Origin of the sequence: Frankia sp. KB5 (genome assembly GCF_002099325.1) — a bacterium.
Lineage (GTDB): Bacteria > Actinomycetota > Actinomycetes > Frankiales > Frankiaceae > Frankia > Frankia casuarinae.
In genome coordinates, this window is the sequence record NZ_MRUJ01000021.1 from 27,129 (window position 1) to 42,288 (window position 15,160).

A 15,160-nucleotide genomic window follows, 5' to 3' on the forward strand; every position below is an offset into this window, starting at 1 on the left:
CCCCGGCCGGGGCCGCCGGACTAGACCGGGGCGAAGACGACGAGCGACCGGACCGCATGCTCGGTCTCCTCGACCAGGGCCAGCACGGTCCCGTCGGGACCGAAGACGCCGTACGTACCCGGCCGTCCCACCGGGGGCAACCGTCGGCCATGGGACACGTCCGCTGCCGCCTCCGCCGTCACGTCGCGGCGCAGGAAGCCGGCCGCGACCGCGTCGGTCAGCGATGTGACCGCCCGCGGCCCCAGCTCGGCGAACGTGTCGAGAGTCACTGCGCCCGCCAGGTCGAAGGGACCAACGGCGGTGCGCCGCAGGGCGGTCAGATGCGCCCCGCAGTCCAACGCCGCCCCGAGATCACGGGCGAGCGCCCGCACGTATGTTCCACTGGAGCAACCGACCGTGACCTCCAAATCGGTTCCGGCCGGGTCCACCGCCCCGTCGCCCGCGGCCCGCCGCGCCAGCAGGTCGAAGCGGTGGACCGTCACCCGGCGTGGGGCGAGATCGACCACCTCGCCGGCCCGGACCCTGGCGTACGCGCGTACCCCGCCCACCTTGACCGCGCTCACGCTGGCAGGAACCTGGTCGAGCACCCCGGTAAGGGCGGCCATGGCCCGCGTGAGCCGGTCGGCGTCGACGTCCACCGGACGGTCCTCGACCGGCGCGCCCTCGGCGTCGTCGGTCGTGGTAGTCCGGCCGAGCCGGATCGTGGCGTCGTACACCTTGTCGGTGAGGGCGAGATGTCCGAGCAGGCGGGTTCCCCGGCCGGCTCCCAGCACCAGCACGCCCGTCGCCATCGGATCGAGGGTGCCCGCGTGGCCGATCCGACGCTGCCCGAGAATGCGCCGCGCCCTGGCGACGACATCGTGCGACGTCCAGCCGGCCGGCTTGTCCACGACGACGAGCCCGTCGACCTGTGGCCCGGGACTGGGACCGGGACCGGATCCCCGGCGGGATGCGGCTCCCCCCGGCCGCGCGGATCCCCGGGTGGATCCCCCCCGGGTGCTCACCGCGGGCTCCGGACCGCGTTCCTCGGGCCACCCGGGCCGCGCGGATTCTCCGGAGTCCCCGGGCCCCCCAGGCGCGGAGCCCGCGCCAGCGCGTCCCGAAGCACGTCCATCAACTCGTCGAGCGTCGTCCCGCAGGAGAATCCGGCGGCGAAGCGATGGCCGCCACCACCGAGAGCCGTACAGACCGCGCCGACGTCAACGTCCCCCTTGGAACGGACCGAGACCTTCCAGACGTCACCATCCTGCTTGCAGACAAGGGCGACCTCTGCCTCCGACACGGTGCGCACCGTGTCGATGAGCCCCTCGATCTCGTCGTACTCCAGTCCCGCGGCGCGCAGATCGGCCTGGCCGCACCAGGACCAGACGAGGTCGTACTCGGGCTCCAGCCGGACGCGGCCGAGAACCTCCCCGAGTAGCTTGAGATAGCCGAAGCGGTGGGTGYCCCACAGGGCACGGCTGATCAGGTCGGGACGGATGCCCGTGGCCACCAGCCGGGCGGCCAGCTGGTGCACCGCCGGTGTCGTCGCGGCGAAACGGAACGATCCCGTGTCGGTTACCAGACCGGTGTAGATCGCTGTCGCRATGTCCCGGTCGAGCCGCACGCCCAGGGCATCGACGAGGTCGATGACCATGGCGCTGGTCGAGGCCGCCTCGGGGTCGACCAGATTGAGATCGCCGAACCGGGTGTTGGAGGCATGGTGGTCGACGACCAGGACCCGGCAACCGGCCGTGGTGCTGGCGAGCCTGCCCAGCCGGGACCGGCTGCCGGCGTCCAGGGTCACCACGAGACCCGGCCGGCCGGTGACGGCCTCGGGGGCCACCAACAGATCCTGACCGGCGAGGAAACGAAGCACCCGGGGAACGACGAAGGGATCCGCGTCGAAGGACACCCGCGGCCTTCCGCCCAGCGACCGCAGCGCGAGCCCCAGCGCCAACGCCGATCCGAGACTGTCCCCGTCGGGGTTCACGTGGGCGATCAGCAGGATGTCGTCACCGGCGTCGATCGCGCCGGTCAGTGCGGTCACCGCGGCCTGGAAATCACCGGTCGGACCGGCACCGTCCGGGCGGGAGCGGTTGACCGACGCCGCCGGCGGGCCCGCGAGATCGGTCGCATCGCTCATCGTCAGTTCCCATCGCAGCTGTCTCGTGCCTGTCACCGCGGTGTCCCGGGCCCGTACCCCGTCATCCCTCCTGCCGGGCCGTCCCGCCGTACTCGTCCACCTCGCTCAGCTCATCCACCTCGCTCAGCTCATCCACCTCGCCGGCGGCGGGGCGCGGCCGGCGGTAGGGATCGTCGTCGCCCGCCGGGCGAGCATCCCGACGGACCTCGGCCAGATACGCGTCGCGTTCCCGGGCAACGCTGATCAACTTCTCCAGATGCTGGGCGTCGTCGGGAAGTCGGTCATGAACGAAGGTGAGCGTCGGGGTCACCTTCACCCCCGTGGCCCGGCCGACCTGGCTGCGCAGCAGCCCCCGGGCGGATTCGAGCGCCTGGGCCGACGCCTGCCGCGCCGTCTCATCGCCGTAGACGGTGTAGAAGACCGTCGCGTCGACCAGATCCGGCGTCAGYCGCACATCCGTGACGGTCACCATGCCGAGTCGAGGATCCTTGACGCCACGCTCCAGCGTGGACGCCACAACCTCGCGGATACGCACGGCCAGCCGCCGTGCCCGGGCCGGATCAGCCACCGTCCACCTCCTCGTTCGCCGGTCCCGCCGGCGGCACGCTCACCGCGGCAGATGCACCGGGTGCGTGCGGTTCACCGGGTGCATGCGGTTCGTCGTCCGCGTCGTCCGCCGAAAAGTAGCGCGCCCGCGCGGCGAGGACCTCGACGTCCGGTCGCTGGGCCACCAGATGCTCGCAGGAACAGAGGACCTCGACGCAGTGCGCCCGGTCCGCGGCGACGACCGCCATCCCGATCTCGGCTCGCCGGTGCAGATCATGATGGCCGGTCTCGGCCACGCTGAGGGCGAAACGGCGACGCAGCTCCGCCACGATCGGCCGCACCACCGACCGTTTCTCCTTCAACGAGTGCACGTCACCGAGCAGCAGATCAAGGCTGAGGGTTCCGATCCACATGGTCGTCTCCCGCCGCCGGGCACACACCGCCGGTGACGATCGGGCAGACAGCTCGATCGTCACCGGCCGCGGACGTGCTCAGGCGCGGGGAACCTCCCGTTGCTCGAACGTCTCGATCACGTMATCGATCTTGATGTCGTTGAACGACCCGAGACCGATACCGCACTCGTAGCCCTCGCGGACCTCCGTCGCGTCGTCCTTGAAACGCTTGAGCGACTCGACCGTGAGGTTGTCGRCCACGACGACGCCGTCGCGGATGAGCCTGGCCTTGGTGTTCCGCCGGATGACGCCGGAACGGACCAGAGAGCCGGCCACGTTGCCGATCCGCGGCACGCGGAAGACCTCGCGGACCTCGGCGGTACCGAGCTGCGCTTCCTCGTAGACGGGCTTGAGCATGCCCTTCAGGGCGTTCTCGATGTCCTCGATAGCCTGGTAGATCACCGAGTAGTACCGGACCTCGACGCCCTCACGGTCGGCCAGCTCCGTCGCCTTGCCCYGCGGCCGGACGTTGAAGCCGATGATGATCGCGTCGGACGCCGACRCCAGCATCACGTTGGTCTCAGTGATCGCGCCGACCCCACGGTCGATGATCCGCAGACCGACCTCGTCACCGACATCGATCTTGAGCAAGGCGTCCTCGAGCGCCTCGACCGAACCGGACACATCGCCCTTGAGGATGAGGTTGAGCTGGGTCTTCTCGCCCTCCTTCATCCGCTCGAGGATCGTCTCCAGCGTCGGACGGCCCCGGCTCAGCGCCAGCTCCGCGTTACGCTCGCGGGYCTGACGCCGTTCGGCGATCTGACGGGCCACCCGGTCCTCGGGCACCACCAGGAAGTTGTCACCCGCGTCGGGAACGCTGGTGAACCCCAGGACCTGGACGGGTCGGGCCGGGCCCGCCTCGACCACCTGACCACCGTGTTCGTCGAGCATCGCCCGAACCCGACCGAACGCCTCGCCGGCGACGACCGAGTCACCGACCCTCAGCGTGCCGCGCTGGACCAGCACGGTCGCCACCGGACCCCGGCCCCGGTCGAGCCGACCTTCGATGGCGACACCCTGCGCCTCGACCTCGGTCGGAGCCCGCAGGTCCAGGGATGCGTCGGCGGTCAGGACGATCGCCTCGAGCAGGCCGTCGATGTTCGTCCGGTTGCGGGCGGAGACGTCAACGAACATCGTGTCGCCGCCGTACTCCTCCGCCACCAGGCCGTACTCGGTGAGCTGACCCCGCACCTTGGCCGGGTCGGCGCCCTCCTTGTCGACCTTGTTGACCGCCACCACGACCGGGACGCCGGCCGCCTGGGCGTGGTTCAGCGCCTCGATGGTCTGCGGCTTCACCCCGTCGTCGGCGGCCACGACCAGGACCACGATGTCCGTCACCTGCGCACCGCGGGCCCGCATGGCCGTGAAGGTCTCGTGGCCCGGAGTGTCGATGAAGGTGATCGGACGCTCGTCGCCGTCGACCTTGGCCCGCACCTGGTAGGCACCGATGTGCTGGGTGATACCACCGGCCTCGCCCCCGACCACGTCGGTGGAGCGGATGGCGTCCAGCAGTTTCGTCTTACCATGATCGACGTGACCCATGACGGTCACGAYCGGCGGCCGGGAGCTGAGCTCGACGTCGTCGCCGTACTCCCCGCCGAAGGAGAGGTCGAAGCTCTCGAGAAGCTCCTTGTCCTCGTCCTCCGGGCTGACGATCTGGACCTCGTAGCCGAGCGTGACACCCAACAGCTGCAGCGTCTCGTCGGTGCAGGACTGGGTCGCGGTCACMATCTCGCCGAGCTGGGTGAACACGACCTGGACCAGAGCGCCCGGGTTCGCGTCGATCTTGTCGGCGAAATCGGCCAGCGAGGCGCCACGGGGAAGCCGGATGGCCTGCCCGTTGCCGCGGGGCACCATCGCGCCCATGCGCGGCGCTTCGAGYCCGCTCTCCCATTCCTGCCGCTTCGCGCGCTTGGACTTGCGCTGGCGACCGGGGCGACCACGGCCACCGGGGCCGAAGGCGCCCGCCGTGGTCCCACCGCGGCCACGGCCGCCGGCCGCGGGACGACCGGGCGCACCGCCACCGCCGCCACCACCACCGGGACGACCGGGCGCACCACCACCGCCKCCACCACCACCGGGACGACCGGGCGCACCACCCCGCCCGGCGAATCCGCCGGGACGCGGACCGCCGCCACCGCCGGGACGACCGGGCGCGCCACCACCGCCGGGACGACCGGGCGCGCCACCACCGCCCGGGCGTCCGGGAGGGCCACCGGCGGGYCGAGGCTGGAACATGTTCGCGTTGGGGCGCGGCCCCCCGGTGCCACCTGGGCGGGGCGGCATGCCGCCCCCCGCTCCTGACCGTGGACCGCCGGGACGTGGTGGCATCCCGCCGGGAGTGGGCCGTGGACCACCGGCACCGGTGCCACCGGGGCGCGGTCCACCCGGCCGGGGGGTACCTGGCCGGGGGGTACCCGACCGCGGGGCGCTGGGCCGGGGAGTGGGCGTCGATGGCGGACCCGACTGCCCGGCCGACGGACGCGGCCCAGCGGACGGACGCGGCCCAGCGGACGGCGTCGTGTAGGGGTTGTTACCGGGCGCAGCCGACCGGGGTCCGGGACGCGGCCCGGGCCGGGGGCCGCCTGCGGTGGGACCGCCAGCGGTGGGACCGCCAGCGGTCGGACCGCCAGCGGTCGGACCGCCAGCGGTCGGACCGCCAGCGGTCGGACCGCCAGCGGTGGGACCCGAGGGAGGAACCGGGGTGCCGGGACGCGGACGGCCGCCGCCCTGCGGGGCACCGGGACGCGGAGCGTTCGGCCCGGGTCGCGGCCCGGAGGGAGCGGACGGCACGGACGGCATCGGCGGCGCGGGCACGGCGGAGGCCGCGGCCGGACGGGGAGCGGCGGGTGCAGACGTCGGCGAAGCCTGCACCGGGGAGGCCTGCACCGGCGAAGCCTGCACCGGGGAGGCCGGTAGCGGCGGGGACGCGGGCGAGGGGGACGGCGCCGGGGTCGCCGGACCGGGCCGGCCGAGGGGACCAGGCCGCCCGGGAACCGGGCGCGGACCGGGCCGAGGCGCCAGACCAGGACGGGACGGCGGGGTCGGACGAGCGCCGCCACCCGGCGGTCCCGGACGGCTGGTGGCCCGGCCCGGGGAAGTGGGTGCGCCGTCGGCGGGGAACGCTTCCTTCAATTTGCGGACGACGGGTGCCTCGACAGTGGACGAAGCGGACTTCACGAACTCGCCGAGATCCTTGAGCTTGGCGARCACGGTCTTACTGTCGACACCAAGCTCCTTGGCGAGCTCGTGTACGCGGGCCTTTCCTGCCACGGTGMTCCTTCGTTCGGCCCGCGGTCCGTGCCCGCGTGACCTCGTTACCTGCCGGTCGTGATCATGGCTGGGTGCTCATTGAGCGGTCATCGCTGTCTCGACCTGCTTCCCTGTCGACGTCTGTTGGCGCCGCCTGTGGGAGCGGATGCCGCTGGCGCGGGTACCCACTCCGTCTGACCCGGCCGGCCCGCTGCCGCGGTCCGCCCGTTCCAYCCATCCATCTTTACCTGGTATCTCCCTGTGCCTGGCACGACTACGGCGGACCGCTCCCGGAGGGACCGGCTACCGCGGGCGAAACCGCTCCAGATACAGCCTGACCTGCTTCGACCCGAGCGGGCCTGACACCCGCAGTGCTCGTGAGAACGCCTTGCGACGCTCCGCGAGATCGAGGCACGCAAGATCAGGATGCACGTGCGCACCCCGACCACGCATCCGACGACGAGCATCCGGCAGAAGCTCGCCGCCTTCTACGACGATACGCAGTAGGTCAGAACTCGACGCACGGCTTCGGCATCCGACACAGGTACGGACGGGCTCCGCACGACGCGCCATCGTAAGTCTATCCCGCCTGGCCCCGAGAATGGCCACCCGCGGCAGGTGATCGCCGCGGCACCGTAGCTGGTCCCGATCGTCGGGGCGCTCCAGCGGAGTCCCGTTCGGATCCGCTCCCACCGCCCTCGCCGGAGTCCTCGGTGTCAGAGTGGATGTCGATGCGCCACCCCGTCAGCCGGGCGGCGAGGCGGGCGTTCTGCCCCTCACGCCCGATGGCCAACGACAGCTGGTAATCGGGCACCACCACCCGCGCCGAGCGGCTCGCCGGATCCGTCACCTCGACCCGGGCCACCCGGGCCGGAGACAGCGCGCTCCCGACGAAGGTTGCCGGGTCGGCCGACCAGTCAACGATATCGATCTTCTCGCCCCGCAGTTCGGCCATGACGGCACGCACCCGGCTGCCCATCGGCCCGATGCACGCGCCCTTGGGGTTGACCCCGGCCACCCGGGACCGCACCGCTATCTTGCTGCGATGCCCGGCCTCGCGGGCGATCGCGGCGAGTTCCACGGTGCCGTCGGCGACCTCGGGCACCTCCAGCCGGAACAGCCCCTTCACCAGCTCGGGATGGGTGCGGGACAACGTCACCGTGGGTCCGTGCGGCCCCCGCGCGACGTGCACCACATAACACTTGATTCGGTCGCCGTGCTCAAGCCGCTCGCCGGGGACCTRCTCGGCCGGCGGCAGGACACCCTCGACGGTGCCGAGATTGACGAGCACGACCCTGGAGCCGGCCCGCTGTTCGTGATGTTGCACCACACCGGAAACGATCTCGTGCTCCCGGTCGGCGTACTGGCCGTAGGTGACCTCCTGCTGGGCCTCGCGCAGCCGCTGCATGATCACCTGTTTGGCGGTCATGGTCGCGATCCGCCCGAAGTCCGCCGGGGTGTCGTCGTACTCCCGGCTGGTGCCGTCCGGGCCCTGTTCCCGGGCAAGGACGGAGACATCTCCGGTCGTCCGGTCGATCACCACCCGGGCGTCCTGYGCGGACCCGGCCGTGTGGTGATAAGCCGTCAGCAGGGCCRTCTCCATCGCCTGCACCAAGGTGTCAAAGGCAATGTCCTTCTCCCGCTCGATTCCGCGCAGCGCGGCCACGTCGAGCTTCACCGGGTCATCTCCTTACCGGCCGCGCCCCGGGGGCCGGCCTCCCGGCCGTCGTCATTGGATTCCCTCCCCGGCGCCGCCGGAAGATCGTCGTCCGGCTCTCCGTACCCGAGATCGGCTGTCTCGCCGGGTTCCACCAACACGGCGGACAAAGACGGCGTCTCCACCGACTCGATAGAAAGATCATCATACGCCTCGGCCGAGAACTCGACCTCGACGGTAGCCCGGGCCACCTGTGCGAAGGTCACCCGCGCGAGCCGCCGACGCGGGGGGCGTCCGGGCCGCGCGGGATCCGTCGCCACCGCCAGATCCGCCCCCGATTCGTCGGCGGACAGGACACGCCCGGCGAGGACGATGCCGTCTCGATCACGTACCGTGACAAGCCTGCCGATCGCGCGGCGCCAGTGCCGAGGCTCGGTCAGCGGCCGTTCGACGCCCGGTGAGGTGACCTCGAGAACATAAGGCCCGGCGACCAGGCCCTGGCCGTCGGTCTCGGCGGCGTCAAGCAGCTCGGAGGCGAGCCGGCTGGCGTCCGCGACCGCGTCCAGGTCGACTCCTCCGTCGCGGTCCACCACCACCCGCACCACGCTGCGCGATCCGGCCCGTGTGACCGTCACATCCTCGAGATCGAAGCCCGCGTCGGCGAGGCCAGCCGCCAGCCGAGCCCGCAGCGCCGTCCGAACGCYGCCGCGCCCGCGGGCCGATCCGGATGGGCTCCGGTCACGCGCGCGGCCGGCCTCCCCCGCCCCTACCACTTCGACCGTCCCTTCCCGCATCCGCGATGCCTGATCATCCGCCGAACCCACGACGTCGCTCCCCACGCCGTAGGCCGGCCGCTACGTTGTCATCCCCCGGGGGCGATACCCAGGTTCGGCCGGCGCCATCAAGCCGTGCGACCCTCGTCGACCCGACCCGCGGCACCGTCGAACAGCGAGGACCGACCGCCGACGGTCCCGCCGGGCTGGGCCGCCCCGGGGCGACGGCATCCCGGGTGAGATCCATAGCCTACGTCCGCCCCGACCGGGGTCCGTCGCGACCCGGGGGTAACCGGATCAGGCCGCGCGGACCACACGGCGCTCCGGACGACAGCAGGGGATGTGCAAAGCTGCGACGGTGGATCCGGCGAACCTCACCCACGCCTCCCGACGACGGCTCCTCACCGGGCTGACCAGCCTTGCCCTTACCGGATTCGCCGGATTTGCCGGATTCGAGGCCGCCGGCTGCAGCACCACGGTCACGACGAATCGGACCGGTCCCGCGGTGGGTCCGGACGGCGACGACCGCCGGGCGGCGAGGGCCGCCGCCGTCCGGGCGGCCGCGCTGGCCGCGGCGTACCGGACGGCGGCCGAGCGCCACCCGTCCCTGCGTCCCCTGTTCGACACGCTGCGGGCCCATCACGAGGTCCAGCTCCGGACCTTGGCCGAACAGTTCCCGGGCTCCGCACCGGCCACCCCGACCCAGGCGACCACCCCGACCCAGGCAGCCACCCCGACCCAGGCAGCCACCCCGACCCAGGCAGCCACCCCGACCCAGGCGATCGGGCGTGACGGCGCCGGGACGGCGGGAACGGCGCAGCTCGTCAACGAGTCACCCACGGCCCGCGCCGCCACCCTCGCCTCCCTGACCGGGATGGAGGGTGCGGCGACGAACGCCGCCCGCACCGACTGCCTGCGCGCGGGCGGTCCGCTCGCGTCCCTGCTGGCGAGCATGTGCGCCGCCGGGACCGCGCATGCGGAGCTGCTGGCCCTCGCTGCGAGCCGGGTGTCCGGATGACCGCCGACACACCATCGGGCGATCCGGCGTCGGCGACCCCCACGGAATCGACCGCCGCAACCGAGCACCCGGATCCCGCGGGCGTCGCGGCACTGGTCACGATGCTCACGGCCACGCATGCCGCGGTCTACGCCACCGCGGCGGCGGGAGGTGCCGTCGCGCCGCTCGGCCCGGCCGCGGCTCAGGCGCGCGAGCTCGCGCGACTGAGCTGTCTGGCGCACCAGGCGCTGCGCGACGACCTCATCACCGCGATCCGGGCCCGCGGCGGGGATGCGCCACCGGCACTGCCCGCCTATCGGCTCCCCGTCGCGCCGGAGGGCATCGGGGCGGCACTGGCCCTCCTGGCCAGGATCGAGGACGCCTGCGCCATGGCGGCCCACGACGCTGTCGCTGTGCTCGTCGGGGACGTCCGTGCGCTGGCTCTGGACGCGCTGACCGGCACCGCCGTACGCGCGCAGCGGGCCCGCATCGCGGCCGGCATGCCGCTGGCAGCCGCGAGCCGCGCGCTACCGGGGACATGACCTGGCGTCCAGGGAGGCCGGGCCGCTCCCGTCAGCGGGTGACCCACGCGTCGGGATCGCAGCCGAGGGTGGTCACGATGTCCGGAAGCTGACCACTCGCCACGTCGGCGAGGGTCRCGGCCTCCAGCACCCGCCGCAGGTTCACTCGAACCGCGATCCACACATCCTGCAGGTGCTTGGCCGCGCCGTCGTAATTCGTGTCCTCAGGACGCCGGCCCCGCACGCTGGCGAGCGGACCGTCGGTCGCCCGGATCACCGTGGCGATGGTGATCCGCTCGGGGGGAAGGCTCAGCTGGTATCCCCCGTCCGCGCCCCGGCGGCTCTGGACCAGCCCCGCCCGGCGTAGATCGGTGAGGATGTTCTCGAGGAAGCGCAGCGGCAGATCCTGCGCCGCGGCAAGCGCCTCGCCCTTGACGAGCCGACCGTTGCTCGCGGCCAACGTCAGGAGTGCGCGCAATGCGTAGTCGGCGCGAGCGGAGATCTGCATGCATCCATTTTGCCGCCGGTCCTCGCCGAATGGGTGGGCCGGGTCGGCACCGGGCGAGGCACGGCCCCGCGCCGACGGGCGCTGTTCCCGCCGCCGGCTCGGCCAACGAACCTGCCGGCCAACGAACCTGCCGGCCGGGGAATCGGGACTTCCYCAGCCAGCCCTCTCGGGACGGGGGGCGTCCGTGCCGCCTCCGGCGGAGGAGGTGGCCGTGGTGGCGGCCGCGGCGGACCCGTCGGCGCTGCCGCTCCGGCGACGCCGAGCTGCCCGGACCGCCGTCGTACCCTCCGCAACCAGCCCACGGCGCTGCCGCATCCGCTGGTCCGCCGCGTTGAACCCGGCGTCGATGAGCACCCCGATCACGAAAATCGTGATCATCGAGGCCAGTACCCCGACCGTGTCGAGTAGTTCGCGGGCATTCTGCAGGTCAGCTCCGACGGACGGATGCCCCGGAACGATGACCAGCAATTCGCCGGCCATCAGGCTGCGCCAAGCGAACGCCCAGCCCTGCTTCAGGCCCGCGAGCACCGAGGGCAGGGCCGCCGGTACCACGACGTACCGGTAGAGGGACAGGCTACGCGCGCCCATGCTGCGGCCGACCTGGACCAGCAGAGGCGGCACGTAGTCCACGCCGTAGATGACGCCGTTGGCCACCGAGGGCGCCGCCCCGAGCACCACCACGAACATGATTGCGGACTCGCTGAGCTTGAACAGCAGGACGGCGAGCGGGAACCAGACGATCGAGGGCATCGTCTGCACCGCGGTGATGAACGATCCCACCGCGGTACGCAGGACTCCGAAGCGGGACACCGCGATCCCGACCACGGTGCCGATGAGCACGGCGAGAGCGTATCCCTCCAGGGCCCGGACCAGGGTGCGGGCGAGGGCGTCCCAGAAGTGTCCGCTGCCCAGCTGGTCGACGAACTCGCCCAGTGCCTCGCCCGGGCCGGGCAACACATAGCTGGGCTTCCAGCCACTCCAGACGACGATCTGCCAGAGCAGCAGGAACAGGAGCAGAGCGCCGAGCTTCGGCCAGCTGGCCGCCCAGACGCGGACCGCGAACGGCCGCCGTTGCGCGGTCGGGATGTCCAGCGCGTCGAGGCCGGCGAGGGCCGTGTCGACGTCGAAGGACTTACCCGCCTCGCCGAGCAGGACACTCTTATCGCTGGAGACGCTGACGTCAGTGGCCATGGCGGCCGACCTCCTCGCGTAGCCGCGCGGTCACCTTGGTGGCGAGCTCCGAGACGTGGGTGGAGTCGATCCGGCGGGGGCGGTCGAGGTCGACGTCGAAGATCTCCGCGACCCGGCCAGGCCGGGAGGACAGCAGCACGATGCGGTCACCGAGCCGGACCGCCTCACGCACATCGTGGGTGACGAAGATGACGGTGACCCCCGTCTCCCGCCAGATCCGTTCAAGTTCGTCGTGGAGCAGATCGCGGGTCATCGCGTCGAGCGCACCGAACGGCTCATCCATGCACAGGATGTCGGCCTCCTGCGCGAAGGCCCGGGCCAGGCTCACCCGCTGGCGCATGCCGCCGGACAGCTCATGGGGGCGCTTCGCGGACATACCGGCGAGCCGGACCATCGCGAGCAGACTCTCGACCCGGTCCCGCCGCTCGGCCTTGCCGATCCCCCGCAGCCGCAGCGGCACCTCGACGTTGCCGCCCGCGGTCAGCCAGGGCAGCAACGCCGAGTCCTGGAACATCATCCCAACCCGCCGGCCGGTGGTGTCGACGACGCCCACAGACGGCTGGTCGAGACCGGCGACCAAGCCGAGCAGGGTCGATTTCCCACAGCCGGACGCGCCGAGGAGACAGACGAACTCGCCCGCCCGGACGTCCAGGGAGACGTCGTCGAGCGCCTTGACGCTGGCGGGCCCGGATCCGAAGACCCGACTGACGCGGTGGATGCGCAGCGCGGTGTCGGCGGGTACAGCGGTGTCGGCGAGTACAGCGGTGTCGGCGAGTACAGCGGTCATGGTTCATTCCCCCGTCGCGGTGTATGCGGCCGGTGTGCATGGACGGATGGACGGACGGACCAGGCCGGGGCATCGATGATCGACACCCCGGCCTGGTCGTCGCCCTGTGGTCTCGGACCGAGGTTCAGCCGGCCCGGCTACCGCCGGGTGCCGCGGGTCAGGAGTCGGCGACCGTCGGTTTGCCCTGCTTGGCGAGGATCTCGTTGAGGACCGTCAGATCGAACAGACCGTCGAGCTTCGGGTTCTTGATGAGGCCGAGCTCCTCCTGGTGCTTTGCCGAGGTGAACAGGGACGCCGCGATCGGGTCCGGAGTGAAGGTCAGCCCCTTCCAGGCCAAGGTGAGGATCTTGTCGGACAGCGGCTTGCCGCTCAGCTTGCCCAGCGCCGTGTTGGTGACCTTCGCGCCGGCGTCACGGTCGGCGTTGAGCGCGTTGATCGATTCCACATTCGCCGTGATGAGCCGGCGGACGATCTCCGGGTTCTTCTTCAGATAGTCCGTGCTCACCAGAAGCACCGTCGTGACGAACTGGCCCTTGGTCTCCGGCCACTCGTCGGCCTCGTCGACGAGCACCTTGCCCCCCGCTGCGACGAGCCGGGAGGCCGTCGGCTCGGGCACCCAGGCCCCGTCGATGGCCCTGTTGGCGAAGGCGTCCACCGTCACGGTGTTGTCCTGGGGCTTGATGGAGACATCACCCCCACCCTGGGTGTCGGTCTTCAGCCCGTTCTTCTTGAGGAAGTACCGCAGCGCCACGTCCTGGGTGTTGCCCAGGCTCGGGGTGGCGAGCGTGGTGCCCTTGAGCTGCGCGACGGAGGYGATCTCAGGCTTGACCACCAGCGACGCACCACCCGAGGTAGCGCCGGAGACGATCCGCACCGCCTCCCCGTGCGACTTGATGAAGCTGTTGACCGCCGGGTTGGGACCGATATAACCGGCATCGATGGCGCCGGACAGAATCGCCTCCRCCTCCTGCACGCCGGAGTTGAAGGTCGATGTCTTGAGCGTGACTCCAGAGCCGAGGTCCTTGGCGAAGATCCCCTTCTCGGCGCCGTAGAGAGCTGGCGCGTGGGTGAGGTTCGGGAAGTACCCGAGCCGTAGGGTGCCGGTGATCTGGYCGTTCGAGGCGACCGTCTGGGAGTCCCCGTCGTCACTCGAGCAGCCCACCACCKCCAGTACAAGCGCCCCCGCGGCGATGAGTGGCGTCGCTGCACGCCACAGTCTGCTCGGCCTCATAGATACCCCCTCACGCGGGCTGACACCCGCGCCATGCAAGTCGATCGAAGTCATCGGGATGGTAAGCATGCCAGATGGTGCCCATCCTGGCCAGGTGGCTTCATCACGATGACATCGATCTGCAATATCTTTGACCAGACAGGAGCAYATATCCGACAAAACAGACATTTTTTTCGCTGGAGCGCAGAGGCCCCGGACACCATAGGAGCGGGTCCGGGACGCTCTCAGACCGGGATCGACCTCAGAACAGGATCGACCTCAGAACAGGATCGACGCGAAGGTCCCGACCCGCTGAAAGCCCACCCGGTCGTAGACTCGGCGGGCGGCATGGTTGAAGTCGTTGACGTACAGGCTGACCCGCGGGGCGAAGGCGGCCCGCGCCAGCGCGACCACGCTCGCGGTTCCCGCGGCGCCGAGGCCGCGCCCACGCAGCGCCGGGTCGACCCAGACGCCCTGGATCTGGCAGACGTCGCCCGCGACGGCGCCGATCTCGGCCTTGAACAGCACCCGGCCGTCGGCGATGTGGGCGAAGGAACGCCGCTGACCGACAAACTCGGCGACGCGGGCGCGGTAAAGGGCGCCGCCGTCGGCGAGCACCGGGGACACCCCGATCTCCTCGGTAAACATGGCGATGCAGGCCGGCAGGATGACGTCCAGCTCGTCCGGGCGCACCGGACGCACCGCCGGATCGGGGGCGACCCGCGGCGGGCGGTCGATCACCAGCAGGGGCTGGTCGGCCCGTACCTCTCGGGCCCGCCCCCAGGTCGGCTCCAGATGCTTCCACATCGCCGTCACCGAGGAGGAGACGCCGACGATGGACGAGCAGCGCCGTCCCTGCCGGCGGGCCCGCTCGGCGAACAGTCTCGCCGAGGTGGGGCCCGCCGCCACGGGCCAGAGGTTGGCGCCGGAATAACACAGGGCGACCAGGCGGCCGTCCACGGTGTGCCCCCACATCTCGGCGCCGAGACGCCACGGGTCGAGCCCCGCCGCCTCGACCCGAGATGCGACGAACACATCGGCGACCGGGTTGCGGGCCAAGAGCTCGCGGACGGCCGGAAGATCCCTGTCGTCAAGCAGACGGGTCGGCGCGGACCGCAGAGGTAGGCCCATCCGGTCGAAC

The 15,160-nt window shown here is 71.5% G+C and carries 13 protein-coding genes and 2 pseudogenes; 2 read left to right on the plus strand and 13 right to left on the minus strand.

Annotated features, from left to right (window positions below):
* Positions 1 to 20 precede the first annotated feature (20 nt).
* The 8 genes and pseudogenes from truB to rimP form a co-directional block, all read right to left on the minus strand.
* A complete protein-coding gene (truB, locus tag KBI5_RS02275) occupies positions 21 to 1,004 on the minus strand; it encodes a tRNA pseudouridine(55) synthase TruB (RefSeq protein WP_011437934.1) in 984 nt (327 codons plus the stop codon).
* On the minus strand, positions 1,001 to 2,125 hold the full coding sequence (locus KBI5_RS02280) for a bifunctional oligoribonuclease/PAP phosphatase NrnA (RefSeq protein WP_241882612.1): 1,125 nt from the start codon (positions 2,123 to 2,125) through the stop codon (positions 1,001 to 1,003). The genes truB and KBI5_RS02280 overlap by 4 nt, the downstream gene beginning before the upstream one ends.
* A gap of 61 nt (positions 2,126 to 2,186) precedes the next feature.
* Positions 2,187 to 2,693, minus strand: a complete 507-nt coding sequence (gene rbfA / locus KBI5_RS02285; RefSeq protein WP_011437936.1) for a 30S ribosome-binding factor RbfA — start codon at positions 2,691 to 2,693, stop codon at positions 2,187 to 2,189.
* A gap of 94 nt (positions 2,694 to 2,787) precedes the next feature.
* Positions 2,788 to 3,084, minus strand: a pseudogene (locus tag KBI5_RS02290) (DUF503 domain-containing protein); the annotation flags it as partial.
* 78 nt (positions 3,085 to 3,162) lie between these two features.
* Entirely contained in the window at positions 3,163 to 6,396 is a 3,234-nt protein-coding gene (gene infB, locus KBI5_RS02295; protein ID WP_085014187.1) for a translation initiation factor IF-2, read from the minus strand.
* A 282-nt stretch (positions 6,397 to 6,678) separates the two neighbouring features.
* Complete coding sequence (locus KBI5_RS02300) at positions 6,679 to 6,948, minus strand: DUF448 domain-containing protein (RefSeq protein ID WP_011437939.1); 270 nt, start codon at positions 6,946 to 6,948, stop codon at positions 6,679 to 6,681.
* A gap of 7 nt (positions 6,949 to 6,955) precedes the next feature.
* Positions 6,956 to 8,053, minus strand: coding sequence for a transcription termination factor NusA (gene nusA, locus KBI5_RS02305; protein ID WP_085014188.1), 1,098 nt, complete (start codon positions 8,051 to 8,053; stop codon positions 6,956 to 6,958).
* Positions 8,050 to 8,856 carry a ribosome maturation factor RimP gene (rimP, locus tag KBI5_RS02310; RefSeq protein ID WP_085014200.1) on the minus strand — a complete coding sequence of 269 codons (807 nt, stop codon included), beginning with the start codon at positions 8,854 to 8,856 and terminating at the stop codon, positions 8,050 to 8,052. The genes nusA and rimP overlap by 4 nt, the downstream gene beginning before the upstream one ends.
* Positions 8,857 to 9,145: 289 nt before the next feature.
* Between rimP and KBI5_RS26065 the strand changes: the two genes are divergently transcribed.
* Positions 9,146 to 9,823, plus strand: coding sequence for a hypothetical protein (locus KBI5_RS26065; protein WP_157858541.1), 678 nt, complete (start codon positions 9,146 to 9,148; stop codon positions 9,821 to 9,823).
* Positions 9,820 to 10,344: a DUF4439 domain-containing protein gene (locus KBI5_RS02320; protein ID WP_011437943.1), complete on the plus strand. Its 525-nt coding sequence runs from the start codon at positions 9,820 to 9,822 to the stop codon at positions 10,342 to 10,344. The genes KBI5_RS26065 and KBI5_RS02320 overlap by 4 nt, the downstream gene beginning before the upstream one ends.
* A gap of 31 nt (positions 10,345 to 10,375) precedes the next feature.
* Here KBI5_RS02320 and KBI5_RS02325 read toward each other — a convergent pair whose 3' ends face one another.
* The 5 genes and pseudogenes from KBI5_RS02325 to KBI5_RS02345 form a co-directional block, all read right to left on the minus strand.
* Complete coding sequence (locus tag KBI5_RS02325; RefSeq protein ID WP_085014201.1) at positions 10,376 to 10,831, minus strand: Rrf2 family transcriptional regulator; 456 nt, start codon at positions 10,829 to 10,831, stop codon at positions 10,376 to 10,378.
* Positions 10,832 to 11,089: 258 nt separating this feature from the next.
* Positions 11,090 to 12,022 (minus strand): annotated as a pseudogene (locus KBI5_RS02330) (ABC transporter permease); the annotation flags it as partial.
* Positions 12,012 to 12,809, minus strand: a complete 798-nt coding sequence (locus KBI5_RS02335) for an ABC transporter ATP-binding protein (protein WP_011437946.1) — start codon at positions 12,807 to 12,809, stop codon at positions 12,012 to 12,014. The gene KBI5_RS02335 and the pseudogene KBI5_RS02330, both read right to left, overlap by 11 nt.
* A 157-nt stretch (positions 12,810 to 12,966) precedes the next feature.
* Complete coding sequence (locus KBI5_RS02340; protein WP_085014190.1) at positions 12,967 to 14,040, minus strand: ABC transporter substrate-binding protein; 1,074 nt, start codon at positions 14,038 to 14,040, stop codon at positions 12,967 to 12,969.
* Positions 14,041 to 14,298: 258 nt separating this feature from the next.
* Positions 14,299 to 15,150: a GNAT family N-acetyltransferase gene (locus tag KBI5_RS02345; RefSeq protein WP_011437948.1), complete on the minus strand. Its 852-nt coding sequence runs from the start codon at positions 15,148 to 15,150 to the stop codon at positions 14,299 to 14,301.
* Positions 15,151 to 15,160: the final 10 nt, after the last annotated feature.